11 protein-coding genes and 2 pseudogenes are annotated in these 14,101 nt (G+C 74.3%); 10 read left to right on the top strand and 3 right to left on the bottom strand.

The genetic code is table 11. The features are described 5' to 3' along the window. The first annotated feature begins 665 nt into the window (after window positions 1-665). From ACFVYI_RS17100 to ACFVYI_RS17055, 10 genes and pseudogenes are all read left to right on the top strand, one after another. On the top strand, window positions 666-2,078 hold the full coding sequence (locus tag ACFVYI_RS17100) for a condensation domain-containing protein (RefSeq protein ID WP_387886033.1): 1,413 nt from the start codon (window positions 666-668) through the stop codon (window positions 2,076-2,078). A gap of 78 nt (window positions 2,079-2,156) precedes the next feature. After that, on the top strand, window positions 2,157-3,044 hold the full coding sequence (locus ACFVYI_RS17095; protein WP_387886032.1) for a diiron oxygenase: 888 nt from the start codon (window positions 2,157-2,159) through the stop codon (window positions 3,042-3,044). 106 nt (window positions 3,045-3,150) lie between these two features. Further along, the gene (locus ACFVYI_RS17090) at window positions 3,151-4,002 is read left to right on the top strand and encodes an aminoacyl--tRNA ligase-related protein (RefSeq protein WP_387886030.1); all 852 of its coding nucleotides are present in this window, start codon (window positions 3,151-3,153) and stop codon (window positions 4,000-4,002) included. Next, window positions 3,989-5,038 (top strand): NAD(P)H-dependent flavin oxidoreductase, encoded by a 1,050-nt coding sequence (locus ACFVYI_RS17085; protein WP_387886028.1) that lies wholly within the window; start codon window positions 3,989-3,991, stop codon window positions 5,036-5,038. The genes ACFVYI_RS17090 and ACFVYI_RS17085 overlap by 14 nt, the downstream gene beginning before the upstream one ends. Window positions 5,039-5,042: 4 nt before the next feature. Next, window positions 5,043-6,065, top strand: coding sequence for a class I SAM-dependent methyltransferase (locus tag ACFVYI_RS17080; RefSeq protein WP_387886026.1), 1,023 nt, complete (start codon window positions 5,043-5,045; stop codon window positions 6,063-6,065). A 57-nt stretch (window positions 6,066-6,122) separates the two neighbouring features. After that, window positions 6,123-6,362: an acyl carrier protein gene (locus ACFVYI_RS17075; RefSeq protein ID WP_329491118.1), complete on the top strand. Its 240-nt coding sequence runs from the start codon at window positions 6,123-6,125 to the stop codon at window positions 6,360-6,362. After that, a complete protein-coding gene (locus ACFVYI_RS17070; protein WP_387886025.1) occupies window positions 6,359-7,024 on the top strand; it encodes a cysteine hydrolase family protein in 666 nt (221 codons plus the stop codon). The genes ACFVYI_RS17075 and ACFVYI_RS17070 overlap by 4 nt, the downstream gene beginning before the upstream one ends. Before the next feature lie 407 nt (window positions 7,025-7,431). After that, window positions 7,432-9,672 carry a molybdopterin cofactor-binding domain-containing protein gene (locus tag ACFVYI_RS17065; RefSeq protein WP_387886023.1) on the top strand — a complete coding sequence of 747 codons (2,241 nt, stop codon included), beginning with the start codon at window positions 7,432-7,434 and terminating at the stop codon, window positions 9,670-9,672. A gap of 74 nt (window positions 9,673-9,746) precedes the next feature. Next, a pseudogene (locus tag ACFVYI_RS17060) lies at window positions 9,747-10,193 on the top strand ((2Fe-2S)-binding protein); the annotation flags it as partial. 213 nt (window positions 10,194-10,406) lie between these two features. Further along, a pseudogene (locus ACFVYI_RS17055) lies at window positions 10,407-10,895 on the top strand (alpha/beta hydrolase); the annotation flags it as partial. 807 nt (window positions 10,896-11,702) lie between these two features. On the opposite strand, the gene ACFVYI_RS17050 reads toward ACFVYI_RS17055, so the two are convergent. The 3 genes from ACFVYI_RS17050 to ACFVYI_RS17040 all read right to left on the bottom strand — a co-directional run bounded on the left by ACFVYI_RS17050 (window position 11,703) and on the right by ACFVYI_RS17040 (window position 13,740). Further along, window positions 11,703-12,299 (bottom strand): TIGR03086 family metal-binding protein, encoded by a 597-nt coding sequence (locus ACFVYI_RS17050; protein WP_387886250.1) that lies wholly within the window; start codon window positions 12,297-12,299, stop codon window positions 11,703-11,705. Window positions 12,300-12,429: 130 nt separating this feature from the next. Next, entirely contained in the window at window positions 12,430-13,185 is a 756-nt protein-coding gene (locus ACFVYI_RS17045; protein ID WP_387886021.1) for an SDR family NAD(P)-dependent oxidoreductase, read from the bottom strand. Between the two features lie 99 nt (window positions 13,186-13,284). Beyond that, window positions 13,285-13,740 carry a hypothetical protein gene (locus ACFVYI_RS17040; RefSeq protein WP_387886019.1) on the bottom strand — a complete coding sequence of 152 codons (456 nt, stop codon included), beginning with the start codon at window positions 13,738-13,740 and terminating at the stop codon, window positions 13,285-13,287. Between the last annotated feature and the right edge of the window lie 361 nt (window positions 13,741-14,101).

Genomic DNA, 14,101 nt, shown 5'->3' with positions numbered 1-14,101 from the left:
TTGTTCCGCTGCTGCTCATGATCGTGCGCCGCGATCAGCTTGGACTAGACCAGTGGTCACGTCAAGGAATTCGCGGAACTGCCGGCTCCGGGTGGTCACGGCGCTCGGGCCCGGCCGGGCGGCGGTCGGACGGGCCGCCAGAAGATGCTGGACAACCGGAAGCGGGGGTCGCTAGGGTCCGAAGCGGAGGGGAGCAAACCGGCCGGCAGGTCGGTGTTTCCGTCCTTCACCTCGGACCGGGGTCGACGTGGGCCGCCGCCCGATCGGTGGCCCCGCACCTCTGGAAGCCGGACCGAGGGCCAGGCCCGACAAGCCCGCCCCATCTCCGAGCCTCCCGTCACCGCAGCGTCCAACTCACCGCAGCGCCCCACTCACTGCAGAGTCCCACGCACTGCAGCGCCCCACCGCCGCACAACCCCGCCGCACAGCCCCGCTTCGCGCTCCGCCGAACCGGCCGCGCGCAGCGGGCGCCCGGGCCTGCCCGCACCTCCCCGAGCGGTGCACCGCACCCCCGGCGCAACCGCACCCCCGGCGCACCTCATCCCGAGGCATCGCACCCCCGAGGCGCCCCACTGCCGTGGCGCCCGGGACGCGCCGGCCCAACCCGCACCAAGCCGTCAACCGACCGCGCCGCCTGAGGCAGCGCAGCCCCGAGAGGCATAGGCATGGAACTACGTCGTGTCGGCTCCCTCCGGTTCCACGGGGACCGGACCGAGAGCGCCCCGATGACCTGGGGTCAGCGCGCCATCTGGAAGTCCATCCAGTGGCTCGACGAGGGCGCCCACTACTACAACATCCCCCGGGTCGTGTCCGCACCAACTGGTCTGACGATCCATCAGGCCGAAGCGGCACTGGGCCGGCTGCTCACTCGCCACGAGGCGCTGCGCACCCGCTTCGAGCAGACCGAGGACGGGCCGGTGCAGTACGTGTCCGCCTCCGGCGAGCTGACCGTCCCCGTCCACGAGGCCGCGCCGGGCCAGGGCGCGACGCTCGCCGACGAGGTGTCCCGGGCTCTGGCGGCCGAGCCCTTCCGGCACCGGGAGGAGTGGCCGTTCCGCTGCGCCCTGGTGCTGGAGCAGGGCGAGCCGGTCCACGTCGCGCTGGTCTTCTCGCACCTGGGCGTCGACTTCTGGGGCGTGCAGCAGGTCGAGCAGGACCTGCGCGATCTGCTGGCCGGGCAGGAGCCGGCACCGCCGGCCTGGCAGCCGCTGGACCAGGCGCGGTTCGAGACCGAGGGCCCGGGCGCCGCCCGCGGCGCCGCGTCGGTCGAGTACTGGCGCCGGAGCCTGGCCAGCGTGCCGCCCGCGATGTTCCCGCCCGCCGACGGTGCGGCCGGGACCAAGGGCGGGACCGAGAGCGAGGCCGGGACCGAGGCCGGGACCGACCGCTTCGTCCGGCTCTGCATGAACTCGCCCGCCACCGCCGTGGCCGCCAGCACGCTCGCCGACCGCTGCGGGGTCAGCACCGGCACCGTCCTGCTCGCCGGGACCGCCGCGCTGCTGGGCGCCTACACCGGAAACAGCACCGCCGTCCTGCAGTTGATCGCCGTCAACCGGCACGACGAGCGCAGCCGCCGACTGGTGGCCGCGATGACCGCCAACGCGCTGTTCTCGCTGGACGTGGCCCGGCCGACCTTCGAGGAGGTCATCCGCGCCACCTTCCTCGCCGCGATGAACGCCTACCGCTTCGCCCAGTACGACCCGCTGGTGGTCGACGGGGTGATCGACGCGGCCCGGGAGGCGAGCGGAGGCGCCCTGCGGCTCGCCTCCTTCTTCAACGACGTCCGCCTGCACGACCGTTGGGAGCAGCTGCCGGCCACCGACGGCTCCGCTGAGCAGCTGCGGGCACTGACCGAGAAGACCGAGGTCTCGCTGATCGGCACCTGGGAGCGCCAGGACGCCGACTTCTTCGTGCACACCACCTACGAGCCCGACACCTGCCTGCTGTACCTGATGGCCGACACCGCGCTGATCCCCCGCCCGGAGATCGAGCGGCTGCTGCGCGCCTTCGAGCACCTGCTCGTGGAGAGCGCGGCCGGCCGACCCGCCCTGGACACCCTCCCGGTCGCCGGGTCCTGACCTCCTTCTCCCCTTCCTTCTCCCCTCCTTCTCCCGAAGCACGTCCGCAGACACACCACCGCACAGGAGCAACCCCCCATGAGCAGCACCGCACCCGCCATCTGGGACGAGGAGGTCAGCGCCGCCGTCGAGCGCCTGACCACCGCCGCCGAGAACGAGTACTACAACCCGTACCAGACCTTCGACTGGCCGGAGGGCATCCCCGAGGGCGCCCTGTGGATGAGCGAGGACCTGATGACGGTCCACGGCACCGACGCGGCCGCCGAGCTCACCCGCGAGCAGTACCTGGCGCTCGCCAAGTGGGAGAGCGTCAACTTCTACAGCCTGAACGTGCACGGCATCCGCGAGCTGATGCAGGAGGTCGTGGCACGCATCCACGCCCCCGGCTACGAGATCCCCACGCCGTTCTTCCACCACTTCCTGGGGGAGGAGAACGAGCACATGTGGTTCTTCGCCGAGTTCTGCCTCCGTTACGGCGGCAAGCTCTACCCCAACCGGGCGATGAGCTTCGGGGACCAGAAGCACTCCGCGCTGTTCGACAACTTCATCGTCTTCAGCCGGATCCTGATCTTCGAGCAGATCGTCGACCACTTCAACAGCAAGATGGCCGCCGACGCCGCGCTGCCGGAGACGATCCGGGCGATCAACCGGGTCCACCACCAGGACGAGTCCCGGCACATCGCGTTCGGCGCGCAGCTGGTCCGCGCGCTCTGGGACCGGCTGCGCGAGGCCGGCGACGAGCAGGAGCTGACCGCCGCCCGGCAGTACATCGAGAAGTACATCAACGCCTCGATCCAGCAGCTGTACAGCGTGGACGTCTACCGGGACGCCGGCATCCCCGAGCCGTTCGCCTTCCGCACCCGGCTGCTCGCCGACCCGGCCCGGGGGCCCGTCCACGACGCCATCGTCAGCCGCACCACGGCCTTCTACCGCCGGATCGGCGTGCTCGCGCCGAAGACCGCCTGAACCACCGGATCCCTCGGCCCCACTGCCGCCGGCCCGCACCCGAGCACACCCGGCACACGCACGCCCACGAGAACCACGAGAGCCAAGAGAACGAGGTCCCGCCCCCATGACATCGACCGTAGAGCCCGCCGCGACCGCCGTCCGGCTGCGCGACCCCGGCCCCGGACTGGTCGCCCTCGACCCCGACCGGGCCGCCCTGCTGCTGGAGCTCGACGCGCTCTTCACCGGCCTGGCCGACCAGGTCGCCGCGCCCGCCGTGGTGGGCCCGCCGCTGCTGCCCGTCGAGGGCCTGGCCAAGCTCGACTACTTCCGTAACTTCCCCCACCTCGGGGTGCTCGCGGCACGCCTGTCCGAGCAGGCCGTCGACGAGCTGGCGGCCGGTGCGGAGGCCGGCCGGCAGCCCGTCGACCCCACCGGCTACGTGCTGCCCTCGGCCACCTGCTACGGCGTGCTGCTCTCGCTGGAGGGCCAGGAGGTCGGCGAGGAACTGCGGCTGACCGCCGTCGGCCGCTGCTTCCGCAACGAGGACCACTACGACGGCCTGCGCCGGCTCTGGGGCTTCCACATGCGCGAGGTCGTCTACTTCGGCTCGGCCGACGGCGCCCGCGACCACCTCGCCACCTCCCGGGTCTTCATCGAGGAGCTGGCCGACCGCCTCGGTGTCGAGCTGTCCTACCAGCCCGCCAACGACCCGTTCTACGACCGGACGGGCTCCCGGGCGAAGCTGATGGCCCTGGACCCGGTGAAGTACGAGTTCGTCGCCACCGACGGCACCGCGATCGCCTCGGTCAACCGCCACCGCAACTTCTTCGGCGAGCGGCTCGGCATCACCTCGGGCGGGCGGACCGCGCACAGCAGCTGCACCGCGTTCGGCGTCGAGCGCTGGGTGCACGCCCTGCTGCTCGCCCACGGCAGCGCCGACAAGGCCCTGGCCCGGGTGCGCGATGTCCGCCGCTGACACCGGGGAGCGGGCCGGGGTGCTCGCCGCGGCCGAGCGCGGCGCCGCCGCGCTCGGCGTGGAGTTCCCCCTGGTCCAGGCCGGCATGGGCGGCATCGCGGGGCCGGCGCTGGCCGCCGCCGTCAGCGAGGCGGGCGCGCTGGGTACCGTCGCGCTCTACAAGGGCGACCGGGCGCTGGCCGTCGAGCTGATCGGCGACACCGCCCGCCGAACGACGCGCACCTTCGGCGTCAACCTGATCCCCGAGGTCTCGGGCCGGCTGCTGCCGGAGCAGATCGGTGCGCTGATCGAGGCGGCCGACCGGCAGCTCGTCCTCAACAGCTACGGCCTGCCGCCCGAGGCCGAGGCCCGCCGGGTGCTGGACGCCGGGCACCGGCTGCTCGTCCAGGTCGGCACGCCCGAGGACGCGGCCGCCGCCGCGGAGCTGGGCGCCCACGCCGTCGTGCTGCAGGGCACGGAGGCCGGCGGCCACCACCTCGGCACCCGGCCACTGGGCGAGCTGCTGGCCGCCTACGACCAGGAGCCGCCGGTGCTGGTGTCCGGTGCCGTGGCCGACGGCGGCGACCTGCTGGCCGCGCTCCGGGCCGGGGCGAACGGGGCGCTCTGCGGCACGGTCTTCGTGACCACCACGGAGTCCGCCGCCCACGACGACTACAAGCAGGCCGTCGTCGCGGCCACCGGCGCGGACACCCTGATCACCGACCGGTTCTCGATCGGCTGGCCCGGCCGGCCGCACCGGGTGCTGCGCGGGCCGGTGACCGACCCGCCCGAGCCGCCGCCGGCCACCCTGATCGCCTGGACCACCGTGATGGGGGTGCGCCGCCCGGTGCCGCGCGGCTCCGCGGCCGCCCCGACCGTCGAGGCCGAGGGGCAGATCGACGCCATGGCCCGTTACGCCGGCCTCGGCAGCGGCCGGGTGACGGCCGTCGAGCCAGCCGGCCGGGTGGTCGCCCGCTTCCGCGCCGAGTTCCGGGCCGCCCTCGCCGGCTCCGCACCCCCTTCCCCTTCCGCTTCCGACGCTTCCGAAAGGACGTGACCTCATGGCCCTGGACCTCGCACTGACCCAGGTCAGCCAACTGGCCTTCGGCTACTGGCACTCCCAGGTGCTGATCGCCGCGGTCGAGCTCTCGGTGTTCGACGCGCTCGCCGACGGCCCGCTGAGCGCCGAGGAGGTCGCCGAGCGCTGCGCCGTCCCCGCCGACTCCGCGCTGCGGCTGCTCGACGCCGCAACCGCCCTGCGGCTGCTGACCCGTGGCGCGGACGGCGGGTACGGCAACAGCCGCACCGCCGAGCGCCTGCTGACCACCGGCTCGCCGGAGTCGCTGGTGCGCTGGGTACGGGTGATGGGCCGCTGGTACCAGCCCTGGGGCCGGCTCGGCCAGGCCCTGGAGCTGGGCCGCGCGGTCGAGGACCGCAGCGAGCGGCTGACCGACGACCCCGCGTACGTCGAGGACTTCATCCTCGGCATGCACGAGTACAACTCCCGTACCGCAGAGGCCGTGGCCCGGGCGCTGCCGGCCGAGGACGCCCGCCGGCTGATCGACGTCGGCGGCGGCGCGGGCAGCTACAGCATCGCGTTCTGCCGGGTCTGGGAGGGGTTGCGGGCCGAGGTGGTCGACCTCGCGCCGGTGGTCGAGCTGGCCGGCAAGGTGATCGGCGAGGCCGGCCTGGCCGACCGGATCACCGCCCGGACCGGCGACTACTACCAGGACGCCTTCGGCACCGACGCGGACGTCGTCCTGCTCTCCAACGTGCTGCACCAGGAGAGCCCGGAGAACTGCCTCTCCATCCTGGGGCGTTCGGCCGCGGCGCTGCGCCCCGGCGGCCGCGTGCTGGTGCACGGCCACTTCCTGGAGGAGTCCCGCACCGCGCCGGTCTTCACCACCCTGCACAACCTCTCCGCCCTCGCCCTCTGGAGCGGCGGCCGCAGCTACACCACCGACGAGATGGCCGAGCTGATGACGGCGGCCGGCCTGTCGGACATCGAGGTGCTGCCCACCGCCGAGCAGTCGGCCCGCCTCCTGGTGGGCCGCACCGCGGGCACTCCCGGCACCGCGGGCTGAGCCCCGCCCGGACAACGCCACCGCCGTCGGACCCCTTCGAACCTCCCAGGAGCAGTCATGCAGCAGATCATCGAGTGGATCAACGCCAAGAACCCGGAGCTGGACCGGGAGATCGACCGCGAGGAGGACCTGATCGAGGGCCGCCTCATCGACTCCCTGGACTTCCTGGAGTTCATCTACCTGCTGGAGAGCATCTCCGGCCGCACCATCGACCTCCAGGAGGTCAGCGTCGACGACTTCCGCACGGTCGAGCGGATCGAGCAGCGCTTCCTCGCCGACCTCATCGAGGCGGCATGACCACGGTCGACCCGCACCTCGTACCGCACCCGGAGTCCTCCGCCCTGGTCACCATCGACCTGCAGCGGGACTTCCTCTCCGACAGCCCCTACGGCATCCCCGGGACGACCGAGGTCCTGCCGCAGGTGCGCCGGACGGTCGAGGCCTTCCGCGCCGCCGGCCGTCCGGTCGTCCACATCGTCCGGCTGTACGAGAAGGGCGGTGACAACGCCGACCTGGTCCGCCGCACCCTGCTGGCCTCGGGCACCGAGCTGGTCTCCCCCGGGTCCGAGGGGAGCGGGCTCGCCCCGGCGCTCGCCCCGCACGGCGCGCCCCCTCTCGACCCCGAGCTCCTGCTGGCCGGACAGGCCCAGGAGTTGGGGCCGAAGGAGTACGCGATCTTCAAACCGCGGTGGGGGGCGTTCTACCGGACGCCGCTGCAGGAGTTGCTGGAGCGGCACGGCGTGGACACCGTGGTCTTCGTCGGCTGCAACTTCCCGAACTGTCCCCGGGCCAGCCTGATCCAGGCCAGCGAGCGGGACTTCCGGGTGGTGGCCGTTCCCGACGCGATCTCCCGCACCAGCGAGCAGGGCCTGGCGGAGGTCGCCGGGCTGGGCGTCCAACTCCTCGACACCGCCGAGCTGCTCGCGCAGTTCGGGTTCCCGGCGCCCGAGGGGAGCTGACCCCCGCGCACCGTCGGCGCGGACCGGTCCGGTTGGACCGGCCGCGCCGACCGCGCGCCCGACCGCACCGCCGCACCGCCCGTCCACGGGCCCGTCCGTACGCCTGAGCCGCACCCGCACCCGAGGGGTGAACCTCCGTGCGAGCACGGAGCACCGTTCACCCGCTCGGCGGTACCCAGGAGGCCGCCGGGTAGTGCGCTGCCGTCCGTACCCGCCCCATCCGACATCCCCACAGATGCCCCTTCCGGACCGAAGTGCCCGTGTTGACCGGCCAGTAACCCGCTCCTATGCTCGACCGCGTTCGTGATCCGGCACCGGGGCCGGGGCCGCCCAGGCCCGCCCGGCCGGAGCCGACCCCGGCTCGAAGGGCTCCTGCCATCAGCACCTCCGTCGCACCCCCGGACAGCATGCGGGACACCGCCGCCCCGACCGCCACCGACCGTGCCACCGCGTCCACCGGCCGCCGCCGCTTCCTCACGTACCTGCTCGCCGCCCCCACCCTCACCATCGCCGCACGGGCCGGTCTGGACGCCGCCGCACCCGCCGCCGCCCACGCCGCCGAGGCCGAACACGCCGCCGCCGCACCACAGTTGCTCGGCCTGCCCGGTATCCCCGACATCCTGGACCTCGGCGACGCGCTGATCGTCGCCGGCCTGCCCACCGCCCACCTGCTGGTGCTGGAGATCACCGCCGACGGCCGCGCCGCGCTCCACCTCCCCCGGCTGGAGGTCGGCCAGGGCCTCACCACCACCGTCGCGATGCTCGTCGCCGACGAGCTCGACGCCCGCCTCGGCGACGTCGACGTCCCGCTCTCCGACGGCCGACCCGACCTGCTGTTCAACCAGCTCACCGGCGCCTCCAACTCGGTGCGCTCGCTGTACGACCCGGTCCGGGCGGTGGCCGCCGCCGCCCGGGCCCGACTGGTCACCGCCGCCGCCCGCCGCTGGTCACTGCCGGCCGACACCCTGCGCACCGCCGACTCCGCCGTCCTCGCCCCCGACGGCCGCCGGGCCGGCTACGGCGAACTCGCCGCCGCGGCGGCCGCGGTCGCCGTACCGGCGGTACCCGCCACCCCCAAGTCCCCCGACCAGCAACGCCTGGTGGGCCGGCGGACCGGGCGGATCGACGCCCGGGACATCGTCACCGGGCGTGCCAAGTACGCCGGTGACCTAGCCGTCCCCGGCGCCGTGCCGACCGTGGTCGCCCGCCCCACCACCATCAACGGCACCCTCAGGACGCTGGACGCCTCGGCCGCCCGCACCATGCCCGGCGTCCTCGGCGTGGTGCAGATCCCCAGCGGCGTGGCGGTACTGGCAGAAACCTTCGACCAGGCGCTCAAGGCCCGCGACGCGCTCCGCACCTCCTGGAACCCCGGGCCGGTCGCCGCGCTCTCCGACGCCGACATCCGGGCCCGGCTGCGCGCCGCCCACGCTCCGTTCCTCGTCCCGCCGCTGCTCACCCAGTACGTGGACGGCGAGTTCGACTTCGCCTTCGTCAACCACGCGCCGATGGAGGTGCTGACGGCCGTCGCCGACGTGCGCCCCAACCGCGCCGAGGTCTGGTTCGCCTCGCAGACCCCGATCGTGGCCCAGCAGACCATCGCCGCCGAGCTCGGCCTGCCGCAGGACGCCGTCACCGTCCACGTGGTGCGCGGCGGCGGCTCGTTCGGTCGGCGGCTGTTCTTCGACGCCGCGCTGGAGGCCGCCCAGATCTCCCGGGCGGCGGGCCGCCCGGTCAAGCTGATGTGGACCCGCAACGACGACATGCGCCACGGCCGGATGCGCCCCGCCAGCCACCACCGGGTCCGCGCCACCTACGGCCTGGGTCAGGTGCTCAGCTACGAGCACCGGGTCGCCACCGTGCAGACCGACTTCCGGCACGGGCTCGGCGAGGCGCTCACCGCCGCCGGGTTCAGCCTCTCGGTGGCCGGGATCAGCCTCGCCCAGGCCTTCTTCCTGCTCAGCGAGAAGAACCCGTACAACGTCGGCATCCCGACCCAGTTCCTCTCCGAGGTGCCGCTGGAGATGCACACCGGCAGCTGGCGCTCGGTCTACTCGGGCACCGTCCGCGCCGCCGACGAGATCATGATGGACGAACTGGCCCGGCGGCTCGGCCAGGACCCGGTCGCCTTCCGCCGGGCCCGGCTGCGCGACGCCGGCGGCCGGGCCGTCCTGGACAAGGTCGCCCAGGCCGGCCGCTGGGGCCGCCCGATGCCCGCCGGCCAGGCCCAGGGCATCGGCTACCACGACGAGAACGGCGGGCGCGTCGCCTACCTGGTCGAGCTCGACGCCACCGACCCCCGCCTGCCGCGGGTCACCCGCGCGGTGATCGCCGCCGACCTCGGCCGGGTCATCAACCCCAGCGGTCTGGAGGCCCAGTTGACCGGCGCGCTGATCGACGGCATCTCGGTGATCCTGCAGGCCGGCAACCACATCGACCACGGCGCCGTCCGCGAGGGCAGCTTCGCCGACTTCCGTTACGCCCGGCAGCGGCACAGCCCGCCCTCGGTCGAGATCCATCTGCTGCCGCCGAGCGGACCGCCCGGCGGCGCGGGCGAGTTGGGCGTCCCGGCGGCCTCGGCCGCGGTGGCCAACGCCTATGCCCGCGCGACCGGCACCGCGCCGCGCTCCTTCCCCCTCGACTTCTGATCCCGCCGCCGCGCCGCTCCCCCGGCCGCTCCGGCCCGCCGCCTCCCCGACCTCCACGAAGGGCTCAACTCCCCATGCCCAGCCACACCTTCGTCCTCAACGGGCAGCCGGTCACCGTCGAGGCCCCGGACGACATGCCGCTGCTCTGGGTCCTGCGCGACAAGCTCGGCGTCACCGGCCCCAAGTACGGGTGCGGGGTCGGCGTCTGCCGCGCCTGCACCAGCCACCTGGACGGCGAGGAGTTCCAGCCGTGCACGGCGGCGGTCAAGGACTGCGCCGGACGGACGGTCACCACCATCGAGGGCCTCGCCGACGGCGAGATCCTGCACCCCGTCCAGGAGGCCTGGCTGGAGTGCGACGTCGCCCAGTGCGGCTTCTGCCAACCCGGCCAGATCATGACGGCGGTGGCCCTGCTCCGCCGCACCCCGGAGCCGACCGACGCCGACATCGACCAGATCCAGAACATCTGCCGCTGCGGCACCTACCCGCGGATCCGCGAGGCGATCAAGAAGGCGGCCGCCGCCGGCCGGGTCACCGCCGGGCCGGCGGCCCAGGCGGCCACCGGGTTCGCGACCGGGCTGCTGCCCGGGTTCGGACCGGCCTTCGGCTCCGCATCCGTCGCCGCAGCCGCCTCCCCCGCAGCGCCCGGGCTCGCACCCCGGGCCACGCCCTAGCCAGATTGGTCCAGTCCACCTAGGGTGAAGATCCGTCAGGAGCACGGACCCGAGGGGTGGATGACGATGATCAGGCGCCGGTCGCTGCTGACGGTCGCGGGGCTGGGCGCAGCGGCGCTCGCCCTCCCGGCCACCGCCGCCCGGGCCGCCGCACCGGCGCCGACCCTACCGCGGTCACCGGCCACCGGCCGGCCGCGTCCGATCGACCTCCCGGCGCCGACCGTGCGGCGCCCCGTCGGCACCCTCGCGCTGCACCTGGTCGACCACGCCCGACCGGACCCGTTCGCCCCCGTCCCCGGGCCGCGCGAGCTCATGGTCCAGCTCTGGTACCCGGCCCTCCGCGCCGCCGGCCTCCCCCGCGCGCCGTACACCACCGCCCGGGTGGCCGCCGTCATCGAGACCGACCTGCCGCTGAAACCGGGCACGATCGGCGCCCTCCGGCCCACCGCCCGCACCGGCGCACCGCCCGCCCCCGGCGCGCTGCCGCTGCTGCTGCTCGGCCACGGCCGCAAGGGCGGACGGAGCAACTGCACCGCCCTGGCCGAGGAGTTGGCCGCCCACGGCTATCTGGTCGCGGCGATCGACCACACCTACGACGCGGCCGCCGTCGAGTTCCCCGACGGCCGGCTGATCCGCAGCGCGCTGTCGGACGCCCCGGAGGACTGGGACGCGGCCGAGCACAAGGAGATCGCCGCGCGGGTGGGCGACCTGCGCTTCGTGGCGACGGAGCTGACGACGGGCCCGACCGCCCGCCGCCCCGGGCTGCCGAAGGCCGATCCCCGCCGGATCGGCGCGCTCGGCCACTCGATGGGCGGATCGGCCGCCGCCGAGGCCGTCCGCCAGGACGACCGCCTGGTGGCCGGCCTCGACCTGGACGGCGGCCTGTTCGGCTCCCCGGTGGCCGAACTCGGCCTGGACCGCCCGTTCCTGTTGCTCACCTCGCTCGCCGACCACGACACCTGGAGCCGCTGGCGCGCGCACCAGCGCGGCTGGGGCCGGCAACTGCGCCTCGGCGGCGCCGGCCACCTCAGCTTCACCGACCTGCCGCACGCCGCCGGCCCCGGCGAGCTGGCCGCCCACCTCCCGGCCGACGTCTACGCCGAACTCCTCGGTACCGTCGCGCCGGGGCGTGCGACGGAGCTGACCCGCGCTTACACCCGCGCCCACTTCGACCGGTTCCTGCGCGGCCGCCCCTCGGCCCTGCTCGACGGCCCCACCTCGCGCTACCCGAGATCGAGTTCCGTTGGAGCCGGGGCCGGTAACACCCCGCCCGCTCGGCAACGGGCCGCACCGCCGGCCGGCAGCGCCGGGGGCCGCTGCGGGCCACCGGGCCCCGGCCACAGCCCCGGCCGCGGCTCACCGCACCTGCGGATCCCGGCCGAAGAAGGCGACCAGCCGGTCGTAGACGGGCGCGTCCTCGGCCACCGCCACCTCCGGCCCGAAGGCGTGGTGCTCCTCCTCGCTGCCCCGGTACTCGGGGCGCAGCGCGCCGCGCCCCCAGGCGAGCGAGGCAGCCGCGACGTCCTGGTCCAGGCCGGCCGTGGACTGGCCGGTGGAACGGGCCACGTCCCAGGCGTGCACGGCGAACTCGGCGATCTGCTGGTCCACCGGGAAGCGGGCGGGCAGCTCGCCGACGCCGGGCACCTCGATGACACCGTCGAGGTCGCCGGCCTCGCGCCAGGCGGCCACCAACCCCTCGGCACCGGCCTCGAAGGCGTGCAGCCAGTCGCCTTCGAGACGGGGGAAGGGCTGCGACCAGTCCGGCTCGCCGCCCTCGGCCCGGACGGTGAACTGCCGCAGGTCGAAGAGGAGATGACTGACCAGCTGGGCGACGTCCCAGGAGCGGCAGGTGCTCGGGTGGATGGCCTGTTCGGCGCCGATGCCGTCGATCAGCCCGGCGGTCTGCGCCAGGGCCCGGGCGAGCAGCTCGATCGGGTCTTCCGCTGCGGTCATGGCACACCTCTTCGCTTCGGGGGCAGGCGATCGGACCGGCCGATCGTAAACGGGAGGACCGACAACCGGCCCGGCGCAACACCGCGCCGGGCCGGTCGTCGCCCCCGTGTTCGACCCGCGGCCGATCGGCTCAGGCCGCGAGGCCGCCGTCCACCGCGATCTCGGCGCCGGTGATGTACCGGCCGTCCTCGCCGACGAGGTGCGCGATCGTGGCCGCGATGTCCTCGACCCGGCCGTAGCTGCCGAGCGCGGTCAGGCCCCGCTGGAACTCCGCCGACGGGCCGTCGGCCGGGTTCATCTCGGTGTCGATCGGCCCGGGGTGGATGACATTGGCGGTGATCCCGCGCGGGCCCAGCTCGCGCGAGAGCGCCTTGGTGAGACCGATCATCGCGGCCTTGCTGGCCCCGTAGAGCGTGGCGCCGGGAAAGGCCACGTGCTTCGTGACGCAGCTGCCGATGGTGATGATCCGCCCGCCCTCGGTCAGGTGGGCGGAGGCCGCCTGGGCGTAGAGGAACGGCGCCCGGACGTTCACCTCCAGCACCCGGTCCACGTCGTCGAGCGCGATCTCGCCGATCGGGCCGAGCACGCCGACACCGGCGTTGTTGACCAGGATGTCGAGCCGCCCGAAGCGTTCGGCCACGGCCTCGACCACGGCCCGGACGGCCTGCGGGTCGGCGCTGTCCGCCCGGACCGCCCAGCCGCGCCGGCCCATCCCGGTGATCTTGGCCGCGACCGCCTCGGCCCGCTCCGCGCTGCCCTGGTAGGTGACCACGACATCGGCGCCGTCCTCGGCCAGCCGCAGGGCCACCGCCTCCCCGATCCCCCGGCTGCCGCCGGTCACCAGGGCCACCTTGCCGTCGAGCTTCGCAAGCTTGGTCATCGTCATCTCGTCAGAACTCCTTGACTCGTTCTCGGACATGACTCGATCTTCGGCCCACGCGGCCCGCGAGTCCGGCGGTATTCGGACATCGCGTTCAACGTTCAACTATCGGCCGTCCGACTCGACCGGCAGGTCGGATGACGCCCGGTAGTACGACGCCACCGCCGACTGACCGGTGTAGGCCCTGTCCGGCCGATCGTCGCGCGCCCGGCAAGATCGGCCGGACAGGGCCCTGTCCGGACCCGCCGTCGGATCCGCGCCCAGGTACTCGAACGGCAGCCGAACGGCCCGCGCGCCGTCCAGCACCAGCAGGTGCCGCCGGGCCCGGTACTCGAATCCGGCGGCGCGCAACGCCGCCAGGACGGGGCGCGCGGCGCTCGACCCGTCCGCCCGGCGCACCGACTCCGGATCGAAGTGGGCGGCGAACCGCCCGTCCGGCACCAGCCGGCCGGCCGCCCGGGCGATCGCTCCGAGCTGGTCACCGAGGTAGTGCAGTCCGTGCACACAGGTGATCAGGTCGTAGGCGCGCGCCGGCGCCCAGTCCGCCTCCGCGGCCGTCACCAGCTCCAGCCGCGCCGCCCCCGGCGGCAGGACGGGCGGCGCGACGAGCGGGCCGACCAGATCGACCGGTCAGGACGCTCGCGGCCGGCAGCCGACGGGCCGCCTCGGCGAGCGCCCGCCCCTCCCCGCTGCACAGGTCCAGCCAGCCGGGGGCGCCGCTGCGACCACCCAGCCACCCGGCCGGATCGAAGCCCAGCTCCCGGGTGTAGCTGTTGCTGTTGACGCCGCCGAGCCCGCGCTCGCGGTTCATGGAGTTGTTGGCGACCACGGCCGAGCTGGTCAACTCGCCGTCACCGATCAGTCGAGGCATGGCGCCGACCCTACCGACGCGCCGAGCGGCCGCCCCTGGACGGGGCGGCCG

Origin of the sequence: Kitasatospora sp. NPDC058218, from assembly GCF_042882445.1 — a bacterium.
GTDB lineage: Bacteria > Actinomycetota > Actinomycetes > Streptomycetales > Streptomycetaceae > Kitasatospora.
The sequence above is the reverse complement of the archived record's forward strand: the minus strand, read 5'-3'. Positions and strand labels throughout refer to the sequence as shown.